19 protein-coding genes and 1 tRNA gene are annotated in these 18,371 nt (G+C 74.4%); 9 read left to right on the plus strand and 11 right to left on the minus strand.

The genetic code is table 11. The features are described from left to right. The first annotated feature begins 189 nt into the window (after window positions 1-189). From aspA to A2CP1_RS10950, 3 genes are read left to right on the plus strand one after another with little or no spacing between them, the layout of a single operon-like run. Window positions 190-1,617: an aspartate ammonia-lyase gene (aspA, locus tag A2CP1_RS10940; protein ID WP_012633362.1), complete on the plus strand. Its 1,428-nt coding sequence runs from the start codon at window positions 190-192 to the stop codon at window positions 1,615-1,617. Between the two features lie 11 nt (window positions 1,618-1,628). Beyond that, window positions 1,629-2,990: an anaerobic C4-dicarboxylate transporter family protein gene (locus A2CP1_RS10945; protein WP_012633363.1), complete on the plus strand. Its 1,362-nt coding sequence runs from the start codon at window positions 1,629-1,631 to the stop codon at window positions 2,988-2,990. Window positions 2,991-3,027: 37 nt separating this feature from the next. Next, window positions 3,028-4,062 (plus strand): porin, encoded by a 1,035-nt coding sequence (locus tag A2CP1_RS10950; RefSeq protein ID WP_012633364.1) that lies wholly within the window; start codon window positions 3,028-3,030, stop codon window positions 4,060-4,062. Between the two features lie 114 nt (window positions 4,063-4,176). Here A2CP1_RS10950 and A2CP1_RS10955 read toward each other — a convergent pair whose 3' ends face one another. Both A2CP1_RS10955 and A2CP1_RS10960 read right to left on the minus strand, forming a co-directional pair. Next, window positions 4,177-4,578: a group I truncated hemoglobin gene (locus tag A2CP1_RS10955; RefSeq protein ID WP_012633365.1), complete on the minus strand. Its 402-nt coding sequence runs from the start codon at window positions 4,576-4,578 to the stop codon at window positions 4,177-4,179. 117 nt (window positions 4,579-4,695) lie between these two features. Then, a complete protein-coding gene (locus A2CP1_RS10960; protein WP_012633366.1) occupies window positions 4,696-5,154 on the minus strand; it encodes a GNAT family N-acetyltransferase in 459 nt (152 codons plus the stop codon). A gap of 488 nt (window positions 5,155-5,642) precedes the next feature. On the opposite strand from A2CP1_RS10960, the gene A2CP1_RS23755 reads away from it, so the two are divergent. Together A2CP1_RS23755 and A2CP1_RS10970 are read left to right on the plus strand one after the other, a co-directional pair. Further along, window positions 5,643-5,924, plus strand: coding sequence for a hypothetical protein (locus tag A2CP1_RS23755; protein ID WP_012633367.1), 282 nt, complete (start codon window positions 5,643-5,645; stop codon window positions 5,922-5,924). A gap of 223 nt (window positions 5,925-6,147) precedes the next feature. After that, complete coding sequence (locus A2CP1_RS10970) at window positions 6,148-6,417, plus strand: hypothetical protein (RefSeq protein WP_012633368.1); 270 nt, start codon at window positions 6,148-6,150, stop codon at window positions 6,415-6,417. A gap of 78 nt (window positions 6,418-6,495) precedes the next feature. On the opposite strand, the gene A2CP1_RS10975 is transcribed toward A2CP1_RS10970, so the two are convergent. The 5 genes from A2CP1_RS10975 to map form a co-directional block, all read right to left on the minus strand. Then, window positions 6,496-6,744 carry a hypothetical protein gene (locus tag A2CP1_RS10975; RefSeq protein ID WP_012633369.1) on the minus strand — a complete coding sequence of 83 codons (249 nt, stop codon included), beginning with the start codon at window positions 6,742-6,744 and terminating at the stop codon, window positions 6,496-6,498. A gap of 164 nt (window positions 6,745-6,908) precedes the next feature. Continuing rightward, entirely contained in the window at window positions 6,909-7,382 is a 474-nt protein-coding gene (locus A2CP1_RS10980) for an RES family NAD+ phosphorylase (RefSeq protein ID WP_012633370.1), read from the minus strand. Between the two features lies 1 nt (window position 7,383). Next, window positions 7,384-7,914, minus strand: a complete 531-nt coding sequence (gene parS / locus A2CP1_RS10985) for a type II RES/Xre toxin-antitoxin system antitoxin (RefSeq protein WP_012633371.1) — start codon at window positions 7,912-7,914, stop codon at window positions 7,384-7,386. Between the two features lie 182 nt (window positions 7,915-8,096). Further along, window positions 8,097-8,618 (minus strand): flavodoxin family protein, encoded by a 522-nt coding sequence (locus A2CP1_RS10990; RefSeq protein ID WP_012633372.1) that lies wholly within the window; start codon window positions 8,616-8,618, stop codon window positions 8,097-8,099. A gap of 115 nt (window positions 8,619-8,733) precedes the next feature. Further along, window positions 8,734-9,531: a type I methionyl aminopeptidase gene (gene map / locus A2CP1_RS10995; protein ID WP_012633373.1), complete on the minus strand. Its 798-nt coding sequence runs from the start codon at window positions 9,529-9,531 to the stop codon at window positions 8,734-8,736. Window positions 9,532-9,669: 138 nt separating this feature from the next. Here map and A2CP1_RS11000 point away from each other — a divergent pair, with 138 nt between their 5' ends. Further along, window positions 9,670-9,927 (plus strand): LysR family transcriptional regulator, encoded by a 258-nt coding sequence (locus A2CP1_RS11000; protein ID WP_041450503.1) that lies wholly within the window; start codon window positions 9,670-9,672, stop codon window positions 9,925-9,927. Window positions 9,928-10,069: 142 nt separating this feature from the next. After that, window positions 10,070-10,492 (plus strand): hypothetical protein, encoded by a 423-nt coding sequence (locus tag A2CP1_RS11005; protein ID WP_150106339.1) that lies wholly within the window; start codon window positions 10,070-10,072, stop codon window positions 10,490-10,492. Between the two features lie 190 nt (window positions 10,493-10,682). On the opposite strand, the gene A2CP1_RS11010 is transcribed toward A2CP1_RS11005, so the two are convergent. Beyond that, window positions 10,683-10,755: transfer RNA gene (locus tag A2CP1_RS11010), tRNA-Thr, on the minus strand. A 111-nt stretch (window positions 10,756-10,866) separates the two neighbouring features. On the opposite strand from A2CP1_RS11010, the gene A2CP1_RS11015 reads away from it, so the two are divergent. Next, window positions 10,867-11,205: a hypothetical protein gene (locus tag A2CP1_RS11015; protein ID WP_012633376.1), complete on the plus strand. Its 339-nt coding sequence runs from the start codon at window positions 10,867-10,869 to the stop codon at window positions 11,203-11,205. Between the two features lie 34 nt (window positions 11,206-11,239). Here the strand turns inward: A2CP1_RS11015 and A2CP1_RS23470 are convergent, their stop codons facing one another. The 3 genes from A2CP1_RS23470 to A2CP1_RS11030 form a co-directional block, all read right to left on the minus strand. Continuing rightward, on the minus strand, window positions 11,240-12,367 hold the full coding sequence (locus A2CP1_RS23470; RefSeq protein ID WP_168165120.1) for a hypothetical protein: 1,128 nt from the start codon (window positions 12,365-12,367) through the stop codon (window positions 11,240-11,242). Between the two features lie 600 nt (window positions 12,368-12,967). Continuing rightward, window positions 12,968-16,201 (minus strand): BamA/TamA family outer membrane protein, encoded by a 3,234-nt coding sequence (locus tag A2CP1_RS11025; RefSeq protein ID WP_012633377.1) that lies wholly within the window; start codon window positions 16,199-16,201, stop codon window positions 12,968-12,970. Beyond that, window positions 16,198-17,163: an alpha/beta fold hydrolase gene (locus A2CP1_RS11030; RefSeq protein ID WP_150106340.1), complete on the minus strand. Its 966-nt coding sequence runs from the start codon at window positions 17,161-17,163 to the stop codon at window positions 16,198-16,200. The genes A2CP1_RS11025 and A2CP1_RS11030 overlap by 4 nt, the downstream gene beginning before the upstream one ends. A 128-nt stretch (window positions 17,164-17,291) precedes the next feature. On the opposite strand from A2CP1_RS11030, the gene A2CP1_RS11035 reads away from it, so the two are divergent. Beyond that, window positions 17,292-18,320 (plus strand): cation diffusion facilitator family transporter, encoded by a 1,029-nt coding sequence (locus A2CP1_RS11035; protein WP_012633379.1) that lies wholly within the window; start codon window positions 17,292-17,294, stop codon window positions 18,318-18,320. Window positions 18,321-18,371 lie beyond the last annotated feature (51 nt).

The following is an 18,371-nucleotide window of genomic DNA, read 5'->3' on the forward strand; positions in this document are numbered from 1 at the left end:
ATTCCTCGGGGTGCGCCCGCCGCGCGGCGCGCGCGTTTCCTCCGCTCAACCCCCTTCGGCCTGCGCGGGCGCGCCGCACCCGGAGTCGAACCTGGCGACGGCGCTCGCGTTCCGGCGCGCGCGCCCGCCTGGCACCGCGGTTGCCAATGGCCTCCTCCGTGAGCCGCCCGGAGGCGGCGAGGAGACCGCATGACGACGAAGACGAGGCTGGAGCACGACTTCCTGGGCGAGCGCGAGCTCCCGGACGACCGCTACTACGGCGTCCAGACGCTGCGCGCGCTCGAGAACTTCCCGATCACCGGGGTCGCCATCTCCAGCGTCCCGGAGCTGGTGCGCGCGCTGGCGCAGGTGAAGAAGGCGGCCGCGCTCGCGAACGGCGAGCTGGGCGTCATCCCGGCCGACGTGTCGCGCGCCATCTGCGCGGCCTGCGACGAGATCGTCGCGGGCGCGCTGCACGACCAGTTCCCGGTGGACGTCATCCAGGGCGGCGCCGGCACCTCCACCAACATGAACGCGAACGAGGTCATCGCGAACCGCGCGCTCGAGATCCTGGGCAAGCGCAAGGGCGAGTACCAGTTCGTGCACCCGAACAACCACGTCAACTGCTCGCAGTCCACCAACGACGCCTACCCGACGGCGTTCCGCATCGCGCTCCACGCGAAGCTCGGCCAGCTCATCGCCGAGCTGCGCCGGCTGCAGCAGGCGTTCGCCGCGAAGGGCCGCGAGTTCGCCGACGTGCTGAAGATGGGGCGCACCCAGCTCCAGGACGCGGTCCCGATGTCGCTCGGCCAGGAGTTCGACGCGTACGCGACCACGCTCGGCGAGGACGTTCAGCGGCTGGAGGAGGCGCGCGCCCTGGTGCTCGAGGTCAACATGGGCGCCACCGCCATCGGCACCGGCATCAACGCGCCGCCCCGCTACACCGAGCTCGTCACCCGCCGCCTGCGCGAGATCGTGGGCACGCCGCTCGTCTCGTCGGAGAACCTCATCGAGGCGACCTGGGACACCGGCGCGTACGTGCAGATCGCGGGCGTGCTGAAGCGCGTCGCGGTGAAGACCTCCAAGATCTGCAGCGACCTCCGCCTGCTCTCCTCCGGCCCGCGCACCGGCCTGGGCGAGATCAACCTGCCGCCGCTCCAGCCCGGCTCGTCGATCATGCCGGGCAAGGTGAACCCGGTGATGCCGGAGGTGGTGAACCAGATCTGCTACTACGCCATCGGCGCCGACCTGACGGTCACGCTGGCGGCCGAGAACGGGCAGCTCGAGCTGAACGTGATGGAGCCGGTGATCGGCTACGGCCTGTTCACGTCCATCTCGTTCATGGTGAACGGGTTCCGCGTCCTGCGCGAGAAGTGCGTGGACGGGATCACCGCGAACCGCGAGCGCTGCCGCGAGCTGGTGGTGAACAGCATCGGCATCGTCACCGCGCTCAACCCCATCATCGGCTACGAGGCCTCGGCGGCGGTCGCCCGCGAGGCGCTGGTCACGGGCCGCTCGGTGGCCGAGCTGGTGCTGGAGAAGCAGCTGGTCTCGAAGGAGCTGCTCGACGAGGTGCTCTCCACCGAGAACCTGCTCCGCCCCCGCTACATCAACCCGCGCCTGCAGAAGGTCGCGTAGGCGGCGCCGCCATGATCTGGCTCCAGCTCGTGGTGGTCCTCGCCGCCATCTTCATCGGCGCCCGGCTCGGCGGCATCGGCCTGGGCGTGATGGGCGGCCTCGGCCTCGGCGTCCTCACCTTCGGCTTCCACCTGCAGCCCACCTCGCCGCCGATCGACGTGCTCCTCATGATCGCGGCGGTGGTCACCGCCGCCGGCGTGCTGCAGGCGGCCGGCGGGCTCGACTACCTGGTCTCGGTGGCGGAGCGCATCCTCCGCAGCAACCCGGACCGGATCACGTTCCTCGGGCCGCTCGTCACGTACGTGTTCACGCTGTTCGCCGGCACCGGCCACGTCGCCTACTCGGTGCTGCCGGTGATCTCGGAGGTGGCGCGCGAGACCGGGGTCCGCCCGGAGCGCCCCATGTCCATCTCGGTGATCGCCTCGCAGCAGGCCATCACCGCCAGCCCCATCTCCGCCGCCACCGTGGCGCTGCTGGGCATGCTCTCCACCGGCGCCGCCGGCGCGGCGTTCCACGTCGAGCTCATCGACATCCTGAAGGTCTGCATCCCGTCCACGCTGCTCGGCGTGCTGGTGGCCGCGTTCGTCGCCAACCGGATGGGCAAGGACCTGGACCAGGATCCCGAGTACCAGGACCGCGTGGCGCGCGGGCTCGCCGCGCCCGCCGGCCATCAGGCCCTCGCCGGCGCCGACGGCGGCACCCCGGTCCGCGTCGCCGCGCCGGTCACGGCGAAGATCGCGGTGGGGATCTTCCTCGCGGCGGCGCTCGCGGTGGTGCTGTTCGGCTCGTTCCCCGGGATGCGCCCGGAGTGGACCACCGCGAGCGGCGTCACCAAGCTCGGCATGCCGCACACCATCGAGATGGTGATGCTCTCGGCGGCGGCGCTCATGCTGATGGTCTGCCGGGTGGACGTCTCGAAGGTCGCGACCGGCAGCGTGTTCGGGGCCGGCGTGCAGGCGGTGATCGCCATCTTCGGCATCGCGTGGATGGGCGACACGTTCTTCGCCGGCAACATGGAGGTGCTGGGCGGCAGCATCAAGGGCATGGTCACCGCCGCGCCCTGGCTGTTCGCGGCCGCGCTGTTCGCGCTCTCCGTGCTGCTCTACAGCCAGGCCGCCACCGTGCGCGCGCTCATGCCGCTCGGGATCGCCCTCGGCATCCCCGCGCCCGCGCTCATGGCGATGTTCCCGGCGGTGAACGGGTACTTCTTCATCCCCAACTACCCGACCATCGTCGCGGCCATCAACTTCGACCGCACCGGGACGACGCGCATCGGGCGCTGGGTGCTGAACCACAGCTTCATGGTCCCCGGCCTGATCTCGACGGTGGTCGCGATCGCCACCGGGCTCGTCATCGTCCGCTTCGTGTTCTGACCCGCAGCCCGCACCGCCACCTGAGAGAGAGGAAGCCATGAGACCGCTCGTCTCGGCAGCGCTCTTCGCCTGCCTCGTCGCCGCCCGCCCCGCCGCCGCGGAGCCGCCCGCCATCACGATCTACGGCAAGATGGACGTCGGCTACGCCCACGTGCAGGGCGCGAACGGTGCCGTCCCGCACCAGACCCCCACCGACCTCGTCGAGTCCGGCCAGCTCTCCGGCAGCCGGCTCGGCTTCAAGGCCACCGAGGACCTCGGCAACGGCATCAGCGCCCTGTTCCTGGTGGAGACCGGCGTCAGCCTCGACACCGGCAGCTCGACCAGCGCGCAGTTCTGGGGCCGGCAGGCCTACGCCGGCCTGACCGGCGCCTGGGGGAAGGTCACCGTGGGCCGCCATCAGACCCCCGGCTACTACGTGCAGTGCGACGTCGATCCGTTCGAGATCGGCACCGTCGGCAACATCGAGAACCTGCTCAAGCGGCAGTCGCGCACCGACAACTCGGTCCAGTACGTCACGCCCACGTTCGCGGGCCTCGAGCTGACCGCGCTCTGGGCCCAGAACCGCGCCGGCCCGGAGACGGAGGGGAACGGCGACGACACGCCCGGCTTCTCCGGCGGCCTGCGCTGGAAGTACGGCCCGGTGTTCGCCGCGGTCGCCTACTACCAGGACAAGAGCAAGGTGACCGACGTCATCACCCGCATCGGCAACGCCGGCGCGACCTGGGATCTCGGCGTCGTGAAGCTGCACGCCTCGGGCGGCTTCTACCGCCTGAGCGACGACACCGCCCAGCAGACCAGCGCGCTCGCCGGCGTCACCGTGCCGGTGCCTGGGATCGGCGGCACCGTCCGCGCGTCCTACTCGCAGATGTGGGAGGACGCCGCGGACGCCGCCGGCGCCTCCAAGGTCGCGCTCGGCTACCTCCGCCCGCTGGCGAAGAAGACCGACGTGTACCTGGTCTTCGCGCACATCGAGAACGAGCGGAACGGCACGAAGACGTTCGACATCACCGACGCCATCGCGAAGGCGGGCGGGGTGGACGGCGTCTCGGCCGGCCTGCGCTACGCGTTCTAGCCGCGCGAACGGTCGTCCCCGGTCCGCGAGCACCGCCTGTTCCGCCGAGAGGTGGGGCCTCGCAGCGGGGGAGGGCGCCTGGATGGTCCAGGCGCCCTCTTTTCGTGCGCGGGGTCAGATCCGCAGCACCTCGCCCTTCAGCGAGTACAGGATCGCCACCACCTCGCCGCGCTCGGGCGCGCCGATCCCGTTCCGCTCCAGGGCGAGCACGATGTCGTCGATGGCGGCGACCAGCTCCTGCTCGCTCACGTTCATGCCGGTGTGCACCTCGCGCAGGTCGCGCCCGGTGTACGTCTGCGGGCCGCCGCTCCCCGACGCGAAGAACTCCACCGTGACCCGCTTCAGCCGCGCCGCCGCGGCCGCCTCGTCACCGCCGAACGCCGCCGCGCCGTGCGCGAGCGCGCGGCGGAAGCGCGTGCCGATGATCGGGTTCTGCAGGTGGAGCTCGAGGACGTCGTTCACGATCTGGGCGATCTTCTCCTCGCCGCCGAGCCGCTCGTACAGGGACGCCGCCATGGCACGCTCCTTCGCCGGGCACCGCCGGCCGCGGAGTTGTGGTGGGGCGTGCACGGCGAAACCTTGCGCGCGCGTCCGGCAGGCTTGATTCGGACGCCGCGCCGGCGACCTCGACGGTCACCCTCCGGTGGCCGCGAGCTCCATGTAGGTCTCGGGTTCGCTCAGGGGAGTGAACCCGGACTTGAGATACAGCCTCGGATCGTGCGTCACGAGCAGCACGCGGCGCAGGCCTTGCAAGCTCGGTTGCGCGAGGATGCAGCGCATCATCCACGCGCCGAGGCCCTGGCCGCGGTGCGCCGGGAGGATGAAGTCGTCGGTGATGAACGCGAACGTGGCGCCGTCGGTGACGACGCGCGCGAAGCCGACCTGCCGGTCGCCCTCGTAGACACCGAAGCAGAGCGAACGCTCGACCGCGCGCTCCAGCACCTCGCGCGTCATGCCGAGCGTGTCCCAGAACTCGGTGGACAGGAACCGGTGGACGAGGTCGAGGTCGAGCCGGTCACGGCGCGTGCTGATCTCATAGCCGCCGCGGCGCAGCTCGGTCCCGCCGGTCGTCGCGCGCGTCGATGGGAGCATGGCGTCGCCTCCTCGATCGCTACCGTCATGTCCGGTCGCCCCCCGGGCAAGCGCCATCCGGGGCGCCCGCTTCCCCATCGTCCCTCCTACGCGTTCCGTGAAGCAGCGCGCATCAATACAGAGGCCAGGTCCGCGCCGAGGGGAAAGCCATGAGGGGTTCGATCGCGGTGGCGGTCATCGTGATGCTCGCGTGCGGGGGAGGTGACCCGTCGCCGCCGGCACCTGGGCCCCAGCCGCAGCCTCAACCTCAACCGGAACCGCAGCCGCAGCCGCAACCGCAACCACAGCCGCCCCAGCCGCAACCGCCGGCGCCCCAGCCGCAACCGCAGCCGCCGGCGCCACAGCCGGAACCCCAGCCGCCGCCGCCGCAGCCGCCTCCGCCGCAGCCGACGGCGTGCTTCCTCGAGGAGGGCGGGCACGGCGAGTGGCTGTACCACTTCACCCGCTTCGAGGGCGATTGCGGCGCCGGCACCGATTTCTCGAGCAACATGGCGCCGGGCACGTCCTTCACGCCGTGGGGGCCGATCGACAGCTCGCCATACACCAGCTGTGAGACGCTCTCGAACGTCGTCTCGTCCGACCGCTGCCAGAAGAACATCAGCCGGGAGTGCCTCACCGGCGGCGGAGACGTCACGTTCCACCTGGTCGAGGAGTTCCACCAGGAGTCGGCCACGCGCATCACGTTCACGGTCGACTACCGGCGCGATCCCATGGGCGAGCGCGTCATCGGATGCTCCGGCACGTACTACGGGACCATCACGAAGGAGTGACGTGCGGGCGCTCGGCCCGCGCAGCGGGCGGCGCTCGGGTCGCGGGCGTGATACATTTTACTGTGGTACGAGTCTCCGGCGCTCCGCCCCGCAGCAGCGGCGCAGCGGCCGCTCGGTCCCCCGTCACCAACGAACGAACGCGCGCGTCCACCCGTCGGCGGGGGCTCGCGGTCATCTCGCCTCTGCGCGGGGTGACGACCTCGCACGCTCAGGAGTCGAGACGATGCGCAAGCCACGCTGGATGGACGTGCTCCGGGAGCGGCTCTCGCTGCTCGTGCCGGAGTGGCGCGGGTGGGGGAGGCTCGTCTGGTGCATCCGCCAGCAGCGCGCCCTCGTCGGCTCGGGCGGAAGGGTCGTGTGGGTTCGGGGGCCGGAGCTGGCGTGGGCGACCTGGGGCGCCCGGCACGGGCTCTTCGCGATCGAGCAGATGGACGGGCTCCCGTATCTGCAGCCGTCGTCCGCGGCGCCGCACGACGCCGGGCCGGCGCGCTAGCCGTCGCGGAGCCTGGCGACGCGGGGCGCGATGCGAGCGCCGGGCGTCGGAGGAGCCCCACGCGAACGGGAGGCGCCGTCAGTCCTCGGACTCGTCCGCGCGCGGGCTGCCAGCGTGGGCGGCACGTCGCGCGTCGTCCGCGAGCAGCCGCAGGCAGGCGGTGCAGGTGACGCGCAGAGGCTGGTGGGGCGGCGCGAGGACGGCGTCGGCGCCGCAGAGCGGCCGGCCGCCCGGCGTCGAGAGCTCGTGGACGACGCGGGAGGCGCGCTCGGCCACGGCCGGGCGTCGCGGCTGCGCGCCGTGTGACCGGGCCTCGGGCTTGTGCATGAACGCTCCTCCGTGGAGGTGAGGCGCTCGCGGCCGGCCGTCGCAGCCGTCCGCGTGCCTGCCCGGTGGCGCCGGGCGGAGGCAGAACGTAACCGCGGCGACGGCCGCGCGCCGCGCGGCGTCGAGCCGGTCGTCGGGCGACGAGGGGGAGCGGGGGCCGGCGCCTAGCGGACGAGCCTGGGATCGAACGAGAACGGCTCGGGCGCGCCGTAGGCGATGCGCGCGGCGTCCGGATGGGCGGGGTTGAGGAGCACGTTCTGCTCGGAGGGGATCACTGCGGAGCGTACCAGCAGGATCGCCGTGCGCCGCTCCGCGATCCAGCGGTCGCCGAAGGCCGCGAGCGCTGGCGGGGCCGGGCTCCGGCGCCAGCCGCGGACGTAGACGGAGGGCGGGGCGGCCTCGACCTCGAGGTCGTCGGGCCAGGTGGCGCGGCACGCCGCCAGCGGCGCGCCGGCGAGGAACCGCTGCTCGGCGTGGGTGAGGAGCTCCAGCGCCGCGAGCGAGAGCGTGGCGCTCGCGTAGGCCACGGCGACGCCCTTCGAGTTCCAGCGGCCGCCGTACAGGCGCGCGCCCTCGCCGGAGAACGCGCGGCGCCCGTCGGGCGCGTGGCGGGCGAAGCTGATGCGCCAGGCGTCCACGTCAGGAGAGGACGCCGTGCTCGAGGCGGCCCAGCTCGTCCATGACCGCGGTGAAGCCGTCGGCCGTGTCGAGCAGCGTGATGGGGATCTCGCCGCCGAGCGAGCGGCAGGGTGCGCGGACCCAGCCGCGACCGTGCGCCTCGCCGAGCAGGTCCTCCGCCTTCGCGAGCACCCGCGCCGCGCGGACCGCGCGCTCGCTCTCCTCCGGCGTGAGCGGCTCGCCCTTCTCGAGGCGCCGGTGCACGGTCCGGACCGGCAGGCGCAGGCTCGCGGCGAGGTCCTTCACCGACATGTCCAGTGACGACGCGAGCGTCTGGGTGGACCGGGCCGGCAGGCCGGCGCGGATGAGGCCGGTCCAGCGGAGATCGCCGGGGGCGAGGCGCGCCTTCCCGGGGCCCTTCGCAGCGGGGCGGGAGCCCTTCGCGGGCGCGGCCGGGCGCGTCGCGCCCGCCTTCCGGCCTGCTGCAACACCGCGGCGCAGGAGCGCCCGGCCGCCCAGGATCGCGATCGCCTTCGCCTCGCCCTCTGCCATGTGGCAGATATATCGCGCCAGATGGCGCGGTGCCATCCGGCCGTGAGGCAGCGCCCGGGCGCCTTGCCGGCGTGCCGCAACATCCCGCGCTCGTAGGCGGCTGCACGGGCGCCGCAGGGGCTCCGAGAGATGCCCCGGAACGGGCGGGGCGGGGCGGCTGCAGGCGACTCTGGCCCGGCCCATCAGGCGGCGCGTGCCTTCCGGCGACGGGAGGGTCTGCGCGCGCGCACCAGGATCGCCGTCGTGAGGCGGGCGATGCCCTGTCGCGGTAGAGCGCCGACGGCCTCCCGCTCGGTGACCGCGAGCGTGGCGACCGGCGCCCGGGCCGCGACCGAGGCCATCTGCGCGAAGCCCCGATCCGCCCCGCGACCGCCCATGGTCGCCACGAACGCGACCGGCGGCAGCCGACGGCGCTCGAGCCAGAGGTACGTCCGCACCGGCGAGCTCACCGACAGCGCCCAGACCGGTGTCGCGATCACCACCGCGTCGTAGGTGGCGGGGTCGTGCCGCGGGCGCTCCAGCGGCACGAGCACGCCCGCGGCCGCCTCCGCGCCGCTGCGCAGGAAGCCGAGCACGCCGGCGCGGTCGGTCGGGTCGTGCAGCGCCTCGAGATCCGCGCCGAGCGCGGCCGCGATGGCGCGGGCGATCCGCCGGGTGTGCCCCGACCGCGAGTAGTAGGCGACGAGCACCTTTGGGCGGTCCATGGCGATCCCCTCTCTCGCCAGTCTCGCGCGGTGCGCGCGGGCCGCGGTGCCGCGAACGAGGCGAGGGCGCGGTCGTGAGGGGTGGCCCGAACGGCGGCGGCGGGATGACGCTCGGTCAAGCGCTCAGCCCGGACGCGGCGGGCGCCAGAGCTGCACGTCCGGCGCATCCGGTCATCACCTCGCACCCGTCGCGCGTCACTACCACCGTGTGCTCGAACTGCGCCGAGAGGCTCCCGTCCGCCGTGACCACCGTCCACCCGTCGGCGAGCAGCTTCACCTCCGGTCGGCCGAGGTTCACCATCGGCTCGACGGTGATGGCCATCCCGGCCTTCAGCTTCACGCCCTGTCCCCTCGGGCCGACGTGCATCACGAGCGGCGGGCCGTGCATCGCCTTGCCGATGCCGTGACCGCCGTACTCGCGCACCACGCTGCAGCCGCCGGCGCGCGCGACCTCCTCGATGGCCGCGCCCACGTCGCCGAGCCGGACGCCGTGGCGCACGACCGCCACCCCGGCCTCGCGGCAGCGGCGGGCGACCTCGACGACGTGCCGCGCCTCCGCGGAGACCTCGCCGATGCAGAACGTCGCCGAGGTGTCCCCGTGGAAGCCGTCGAGGCGCGTGGTCACGTCCACGTTCACGATGTCGCCGGGGCGCAGCCGCTCCTCGGCGCGCGGGACGCCGTGGCAGACGACGTCGTTCCGGCTCGTGCAGACCGCCGCAGGAAAGCCGTGGAAGCCGAGCTGGCTCGGATGGCCGCCCCGCCGCGCGGTGTCCTCGCGCACCCAGGCGTCGATGTCGGCCGTGGAGACGCCCGCCGCGAGCCGCTCGGCCACGTGCGCCAGCGTCGCCGCCGCGGCCCTGCCCGCATGCCGCGTCCGCTCGATCGCCTGCTCGCCCAGCAATGGGATTGCCATGCCGGCAAGGTCCCGCGAGCCGCCGGAGGGGTCCAATGCCGTCTCGGCATCGGCCCGTGCTTCCGCCGAGGGCCGTGGTCCTCCGGGACCTGACACGCACGCCGGGCTTCGGATAGGTTGCGCCCGTGAGCCTCACGTATCCAGTCCTTCGTGGCCGTCGCCGAGGAGGGCCACGTCGGCCGCGCCGCCCGGAAGCTGCACCTCACGCAGCCGCCCCTGTCGCGGCACATCCTCGCGCTCGAGGACGAGCTCGGAACGCGCCTGTTCGAGCGGACGCCGCGCGGGATGATGCTCCTGCCCGCCGGTGAGGTGTTCCTCTCGCACGCACGGCGGATCCTCGCGGAGGTGGACGTCGCCATCGCGCGGACGAAGGGGGCTGGGGAGGGCGAGGCGTGAAGGCCGCGGTAGGCACCGGCAGCGTACGGGCCATGGCGACACGGTGGACGGCGGCGCGGCGAGCGCCAGCCGCGCCGCGAACGCGCACATCGTGGCGCCCGTGCACCCCCTGACGAGACTGCGGGTCTGGTACTCTGTCGGTATGACTTCTCGGAGAGTGGGCCTGGCGGCGGTGCTGGTGGTGGCGTGCGCGGGCGGGGACCAGCAGCCGTACTACGTCTTCGGCGAGCCGGCGCCGGACGAGGCCGCGGTGGACCTCTCGTGCGAGACGCCGGTCGAGGTCCTCCGGACGCGCACGTTCGACGACCCGCTCTTCCTCGACACCCACGTCACATGCCCGCCGGACGCCTTCGGCTGGAGTACGTACGACGAGACCACCGCACCAAGAACGCCCGTCGCGTTCCACTGCGAGTGGCGTTGCGTCGACTACGCCTGTGCTCCTGGGCAGGACGTGCGGATCGACTTCGGGATGGACGGGCACGTACTCGCCATCGTGAGCGGCGCGAGCGCCTACTGCGCTGGCCCCACCCTGGTCCCGCCACGTGCGGCCGGCCTCGGCCGCTGACGGCCGCCCTCGCGCAGCGCGAGCGCGGCGAGGCAGCCGGCGTACGGCGCGCGCGACGAGCCCTCAAGGCCATGCAGGAGCACGAAAGCGGTCGCGGCGCATTGGACGGCAGCCGGGCCATCCCCTAGCGCAGGTCCTACAAAGAACAACGGGCGCCCGGCCGTGAGGCCAAGCGCCCGTTATTTCGAAGAGCCGACACCCAGACTTGAACTGGGGACCTGCTGATTACGAATCAGCTGCTCTACCAGCTGAGCTATGTCGGCGGCCCTGCTCAAGCGCGCGTTTTCTAGCATCGCCCACGCCGGGCCGCAAGGGCTCGCAGGCCTGGACCGGGGGCCGTCGCGCGGGGGCGGGGGTGCGCCTAGCTTCCGTCCATGACCGTGAAGAATCGGCCGGGGGCGGCGAAGCAGGTGCTGGCGCAGCAGCGCGCGGAGGTGCGGCGTTCCGCGCCGGGCAAGCGCTTCGTGGGCGACGCGGCGGCCCAGTCGCGGGAGGCCCGCGAGGCCGAGCGCGAGCGGGTGGGGCAGATGGTGGCCGAGAACGCGATCGAGCAGGCGGCCGCGGCCGAGGAGGAGCGCCTGGAGGAGATCCACCAGGAGGCGCTCTCCGACATCCTCTCCGACCTGGTCCGCGACACCTGGCAGCTCGCCCGCACGCTCGTCTCGGCGCCGTTCCGCATCGTCCGGGCCATCCGGGCACCGCACCCGGCCTGACCCATCCGCGACCTCGCGTCCTTCGCTCGGAGTGTCAGAGGCGCGTGCTACGCCTCGGGCCGTGGACGCGAACGTTCGCCAGCAAAACCAGCAGCTTGACGGCCCGGACGGGCTGGAGGCGCTCGCGGTGCGGGCGTGGGAGCTGGAGGTCCCGCGGCCGAGCGAGCGGCGGTTCATCCTCCGACCGGAGGCGGCGGAGCTGATCGACGGGCTGCTGGCGCGCGTGGCCCGGGGCGCGGGCGCGCTCGACGTTGCCCTGGGCGACGGGCTGCGTGCGCTCGAGGCGGGCGGCGGCCCGCTGCGCCTGGGCTACTCGAGCCTGGGCGACTACGCGCGCGAGCGGCTGGGCCTGCCGGAGTCCACCTCGCGCCGGCTGGCGCGGCTCTCGGCGGGCCTCGGCGAGCGCCCGCTGCTCCACGCGGCGGTGCGCGCGGGCGAGGTGACGCTGCGCAAGGCGCAGGTGGTCCTGGGCGTCGCCCGGGGGCCGGACGAGGAGCGCTGGGTGGCGCGGGCGCGGGTCGAGACGGTCCGAGCCCTCGCGCTGGCGGTGCGGGACGGGACGGGCGGTGATCGCGCGACGCCGGACGACGGGGAGACCAGCGGGCCGCTGGCTCCGCTCGAACTCGAGCTCTCCGACGGGGACCGGTCCGCGCTGCGCGAGGCGCTCGCGCTGGCGGGGACCATGCTGGGCGCGACGGCGTCGCGGTGGCAGCGCATCGAGGCGCTCTGCCAGGAGTACCTCTCCTCGCACCCGGAGCCGGAGCGGCTTCGCCTCGAGGACCTCGACCCGGAAGCCGCGGCGGCGGCGCTCGAGGGCGCGCCGCGGGGCCGGGGCAGCGAGTGGTGGGACACGGCCCGGCTCGCGCTCGAGGAGGAGACGGAGCGCTGGAGCTACCTCGAGAAGCTCGAGCCGCTCGCGGCGCCGGATGTCACCGGCGGGCTCGCGCCGGGCGATCTGCACGCCCTGGACGCGCGCCTGCGCGAGCTCGCGGCCATGCGCACGCGCTGGGACGCGCTGGTGGGCCACCTGGGCCTGCTGATGCGGTGCCTGGGGCTCTGGCGCGAGGCGGGCTTCGCCTCCTTCGGCCACTACTGCGCGGAGCGCCTGGGAATGTCGCTCCGCGCGATCGAGCAGCGCATCGCGCTCGAGCGCCGCCTCCACGCGCTGCCGCCGCTCCGCGCGGCGCTGGCGGAGGGACGGGTGAGCTACGGCAAGGCGGTCGTCATCGCGAACGCGGCGGACGAGGACACGGTCGATGCGTGGATCGCGCGCGCGGAGACCACGCCCTGCGCGGCCCTCCGGCGCAATGCGGAGTCAGCCGAGGACGCGCAGATGTGTTCGCGTCGGGCGTGGAAGGCCCGGCTGCCCGCTGGGGTGGTCGAGCTGCTCGACGCGGCCTTGGGCGCGGCCCGCCTGGCTGCGGGGAGGCCGGTCCGGGACGGCGAGTGCCTGGGGATCATCGCCCGGCACTTCATCGACACCTGGGGTGCTGCGCGGCCGGCGCACGCTGGCGCGGCGGGTCCTGGAACGCGACGGCGGGCTCTGCCTGGTTCCGGGGTGCACCCGCGCGGCGGACCACGCGCACCACGTGTGGCAGCGTGCGCGGGGCGGGCCGGACGAACCGTGGAACCTCGCCTCGCTCTGCGCGCCCCACCACCTCGTCGCGATCCACGGGGGCTTCTTGCGCGTGCGCGGGCGGGCGCCGCACGCGCTCGTGTGGAAGTTCCCGGGATCGGAACCGGGACCGGAACCCGGGCCCGGCTAGAACGACTGCCCCACCGTCACGTACGCGGTGACGGGGTCCACGCCGGGCTCGCGCCACTCTCCCGCCAGCAGCCGGCCGAACCCGTGGGCGAGGCCGAGGCGCAGGTCGGTGCGCAGCCAGTACCCGAGCACCAGCTCGGCGCGGAGCTCGGCGCCGGCGGCGAAGCGCACCTCGTTCCACGAGAACGGGTGCCCGGCGAAGGGCAGCTCGCCGGGGAGATCGAACGCGTCGCCGGCGTCCACGAACACGCTGCCGTGCACCCGCCGCAGGAACACGGGCCAGGTGGAGTACCCGCGGACGGGCGCGAGCAGCGGGAAGCGCAGCTCGAGGTTGCCGAGCGCGAACGCGGTCCCGGCGAGCCAGCCGTACGGGTAGCCGCGGAGCTGGTCGGGCGCGACGCCGGCGGTCTGCATCACCACGGCGACGGGGTCCACCGTGGCGGCCCCGCCGAGCTCGTACGGCGCCCGGCCGCCGATGGACCCTTCCGCCACGCCGCCGGCGAGCCGCAGCGCGAGCACGGTGTGGCGGGTCCCGGGGACGCGCAGGTACTGGGCGACGCTGAGCCGCGCCCGCGTGAGGCCGAAGTCGCTGCCGATGGTGGGATCGGCGGCGCGCAGCGTCAGCGCCACGGTCCGGCCCTCCTCGGGCGAGATCGAGCGCACGTACCGGCGCGCGTCGCTGTACACGGCGCGGAACGACGCCTCGGAGAGGAACCCGTCGCGCCACTCGAGCCAGTCCGAGGTGGGCGCGCGGCGCGTCTCGCCGAGCACGTCGTACGAGGTGCCGGCCCAGCCGATCCGGAAGCTGAGCGTCTCGGCGAGCCCGGGGAACGTGAAGGTCAGGCCGGCGGCGACGGGCGTCCACACCGACTCGACGCCGCGGCCGCCGGGCGCGGAGTCGAAGTAGCGCACCGACGCGAGATCGAGCGTGGGCCACGACCAGCCGCCCTGGTACGAGAACGCGTACCCGGGCTCGCGCCCGCCCTCGCTCCACCACGCCTGCAGCGCCCACGCGTGCCGGGCCAGCACGTCCACGCCGCCGGTCATGGCGCCGTAGATGCTCCCGGCGCCGTCGCTGCCCCACAGCGGCAGCCACCACCGCGGGCCGACGGTGTCGAGCGCGCGGTACGGGCGCGAGGGCAGGGGCGGGGGCGGGGAGGACGTCGAGGGGGCGGTCGCGGTCGCGGGGCTGGTGGGGTCTGCGGGCGCGCTGGGGGGCGCGGCGGTGGCGGCGACCGCACTTGCAGAGGGAATCGCGGTCGCGGTGGGCGCCGCAGTCGCGGTGGGCGCGGCGGTCGCGGTGGGGGCCATGGCGGGCGCCGTGCGCGCGACGGCCGGCGCGGGGGCCGCGGGCGTGGGCTCGAGCCAGGCGGAGGGGTCGAACGGGATCGTGGCGACGTCGTAGCCTTCGCGGCCGAACGTGACGAACCCGATCGTCCGCCCGTCGGGCGACACGGCGGGCTGGAACGCGCCGGTCTCCACGTTCGTCACCTTGCGGATCGCGCCGGTGGCGGCCTCCCACGCGTACAGGTCGTAGACGCCGCCGCGGTCGGACGCGAACAGGAGGTACCGGCCGTCGGGCGTCCAGGCGGGCCCGGTGTCGAGGGCGTCGTCGTCGGTGATCCGCCGGACCTCGTCGTCCTCCCACAGCGCGAGGTCGCGGCGCCCGCCCTCCTGCAGCTCGAACGCGATGCGCCGGCCGTCGGGCGACGGTGCGGGCGCGAAGACCTGCGCGCCGGGGCGGGCGAACAGCACCTCGACCTGCGCGGGCGGCGGGACGGCCAGCTCCGCGCGACGTTCACGAAGCGTCGCGTCGTCGGGGACCATGGGCGCTGGGGGCAGCGTCCGGCGCACCAGCGCCATCCGCCCGCCGGGCTCGTGGCGCACGTACACCACCGCGCGGCCGCCGGGCACGACGGCGGGATCGCCGGCTCGCTCGCCATCGGTGAGCCGGCGCCGCGCGCCGCGCGCGAGGTCCACCGCCCACAGGTCGTCGTAAGTCCGGTGCAGCCGCCACACCTCGCCGATGGCGACCACGGCCTCCCGCGGCGACGCCATCGAGAGCGCGCCGTTCACGTCCACGGTGAGCGCGAGGCCGAGGTCGGCGCCGCCGGGGGTGACGCGGTACGTGCCGGGCCGGCGGTCGAGGTCGCGCTTCTGGTACGCGATGAAGCTCCCGTCGGGCGACCAGCGCGGGGTCTCCACGCGCCCGCCGGCGCGGGTGAGGCGGGTGGGCACGGTGACGGGCCGCTCGTGAACCCGGGCGCGCACCGCCTCGGCGTGGCGCCGCTCCTCCTCGGCGTACTCGGCCCACAGCGACGGGAAGTCCCGCCCGCCGAACGCGCGCGCGCCGGCCCAGCTCGGCGCGTAGGACCACACCTGCGAGCCCTGGTCGGCGACGAACGCGGCGATCGCGGCGTCGCCGTACCGCGCCCGCAGGAACGCCATGAAGCGCCCGCCGAGCAGGTAGGGCGCGGTGCCGAGCGGCCACTCCAGCAGCGGGTTCGAGATCTGGTCGAGCCGCGGGAACGGGCCGTCGAGCGCGAGCGCCCGCGCGTACATGTCGTGGATGGCGCTCGCGTTGCGGCCGGCGCCGGGCACGGCCTCGCCGTCGGCCTCGTGCAGCACCGCGAGCCCCTCGGCCATCCAGCTCGGCGTGAGGCCGTTCGGCACGAAGAGCTTCCCGAACACGGCGTTGGCGAGCGCGGGGAGCCCGCCCACATGGTCGAGGTGCAGGATGTGGACGTACTCGTGGAACACCAGGCTGGAGACCCAGTCCCGGTAGTCGTTCAGCTCGGAGAGCCCGGGCGGCGGGACGGCGTAGAGCCGGATGGTGTCGTACGGCAGCGGCGTGGCGAGGCCGTTCGCGTCGTCGGTGTCGTCGGAGAGGACGATCTCGGTGCGCTCGCGCGGCGCGAACCCGAGCACGGGCGACAGGATCGCGTGCGCGCGCTCGGCGGCGCGGGCCACCTCCTGCGCGAGCGCCTCCTCGCCCTGGTGGTGGTGGACGCGGAAGTGCCGGGTCTCGAGCGTCCGCCAGGTGAAGCCGGGATCGTAGAGCTGGGCGCGCGCCGCGGCGGGGACGAGCGCGAGCGCGGCCACGGCCACGGCCGCGGCGGCGAGCGGGACGGCGCAGGCGCAGGCGAGGGCGAGGGCGAGCGCGGCGCGGGGCGCGCGGCGCGCAGGGGCGTGGCCCGCGGGGCGGGCGTCGCGGGGCGAGGGGGCGATCACTCGGGGCGCCGGGTGGTCGCGGGACGCCGGCGCCGGGTCGCGGCGGGACGGGAGCGCTTCGAGGCTGGCGACTCGCGCTTGCGGGAGCGGGCCGCCGCGACGCGAGCCTCGAGGAACGCGAGCACGCGCTCGGCCACCAGGTCGGGCGCCTCGAGCGGCGCGACGTGCGTGCCGCCGGGCACGACCAGCAGCTCGCTCCCGGGGATCTCCGAGTGCATGCGCTCGGAGAGCCGGAGCGGCGTGAAGGAGTCGCGCTCGCCGGCCACCACGAGCGTCGGCACCTCCACCTCGTGGAGGTGGGGGAGGCAGTCGTGCTCGGCGGCGGACGCGAGCATGCGCACGAACAGCGTGGGCTCGACGCGCGAGAGGTCGTCGAAGTAGCGGGTGAGGTCGGCGCGCTCGACGCGGGTGCGGTCCACCTCGAACTGCAGCGCGTACTGCATGGCGAGCTCGCTCGGGAGCAGCACCCGGAACCCGGTCCGCACCGCCTCGGGGAACCGTTCCACCAGCGCCCGCGCGAACGGGAACGCCAGCCGGAGCACGGGCGAGTCGTGGAACGTGTCGATGGGCCGGCCGGGCGCGCCGCACACCAGCACGAGCGCCTGCACGCGCTCGGGCGCGCGGCGGTACAGCTCGAGCGCCACCTGCACGCCCATCGAGTGGCCGGCGATGACCGCGGCGCGCTCGCCGGCGGCGTCGAGCACCGCCAGGAGGTCGTCCACGCAGTCCTCGAGGCCGACCCGGGCCGGATCGGCCGGCGGACCGCTCCGACCGTGGCCGCGGTAGTTCCAGTGGACGGTCCGGTGCCGCCCGGCGAGCGCGGGCTCGAGCGCCCGCCAGACGTAGCCGGCGCAGCCGATGCCGTCGGTCAGCACCACCGCGGGCTCGCCGGACCCGCGGTGGGTCCAGTGGAGCCGGGTCCCGTCCCGGGCGATGGCCTGCTGCGGCTCGGTGCGTTCCATCGGCTCCCCGTGCGTGGTCCCGGCGGCGGCCGCGCCCGCGTGCGATGCGGCGGGGCCTTGCCGTGCCGCCCGCGCGTGCGCGTCCATGGAGCATGGCGTAGACTGCACGGCCCGGAGGTTCAAGCGGAATGTCGCACGGCCACCCGCACGTCCACGGAGCGCACGAGCCCCCGGCCACGGCCGGGACAGGAGGGGCGCGGGACTGGTCCGGCGAGCGCCGCGGCGCGTGCGGCCTCCACCACGCCGAGCACGAGCGGGCGCACCAGCACGGCGCGCACGGGGCGGGCGCGAGCCTGCGCCGCCTGGGGATCTCGCTCGCGCTCACGGCCGCGATCATGGTCGCCGAGGCGGTGGGCGGCTGGCTGTCGGGCTCGCTGGCGCTCGTCTCCGACGCGGGCCACATGCTCACCGACGCGGGCGCGCTGGGGCTCGCGCTCGTCGCGGCCTGGCTCTCCACCCGGCCTGCGGACGACAAGCGCACCTTCGGCTACCGCCGCGCCGAGGTGCTCGGGGCGCAGCTCAACGTGGGCGCGCTGGTGGTGCTCTCGGGCTGGATCGCCTGGGAGGCGGTCCAGCGCCTGCGCGATCCGGGCCCGCCCATCCGGCTCGAGCTCATGGCGTTCGTGGCCGGCATCGGCCTCGCGGCGAACCTGGCCATCCTCTGGTTCCTGCACGGTGAGCACTCGCTCAACGCGCGCTCGGCGTTCCTGCACGTCCTCTCCGACACCATCTCCTCGGTGGCCATCCTCGCCGGCGCGGTGGTGATGGGCATCCGGCCGGACCTCCGCTGGATCGACCCGGTGCTCTCGCTCGCCATCGCGCTCCTCATCCTCTGGGGCGCGGTGCGGCTCATCCTCGAGATCACCGACATCCTGATGGAGAGCGTGCCCGCGCACCTCGACGCGGGGGCGATCGGCTCGCAGATGGAGTGCTGCCCGGGCGTGGTCGCGGTGCACGACCTGCACATCTGGACCATCTCGAGCGGCATGCTCTCTCTCTCCGCGCACCTCGTGGTGGAGCCGGGGAGCGTGGGCCGCAACGACGAGATCCTCACGGCGGTGAAGCGCGACCTGCGCCACCGGTACGGGATCGACCACACCACGCTGCAGATCGAGTCGGCCGAGTACGCGCACGTCGACGACGTGCACCGGCACTGATCCCGCCCCGGCCGCCGAGTCGCGCTCCGATCCCTGCACCGCGCGCCCGCG

Source organism: Anaeromyxobacter dehalogenans 2CP-1, from assembly GCF_000022145.1.
In the GTDB taxonomy this organism is placed as follows: domain Bacteria; phylum Myxococcota; class Myxococcia; order Myxococcales; family Anaeromyxobacteraceae; genus Anaeromyxobacter; species Anaeromyxobacter dehalogenans.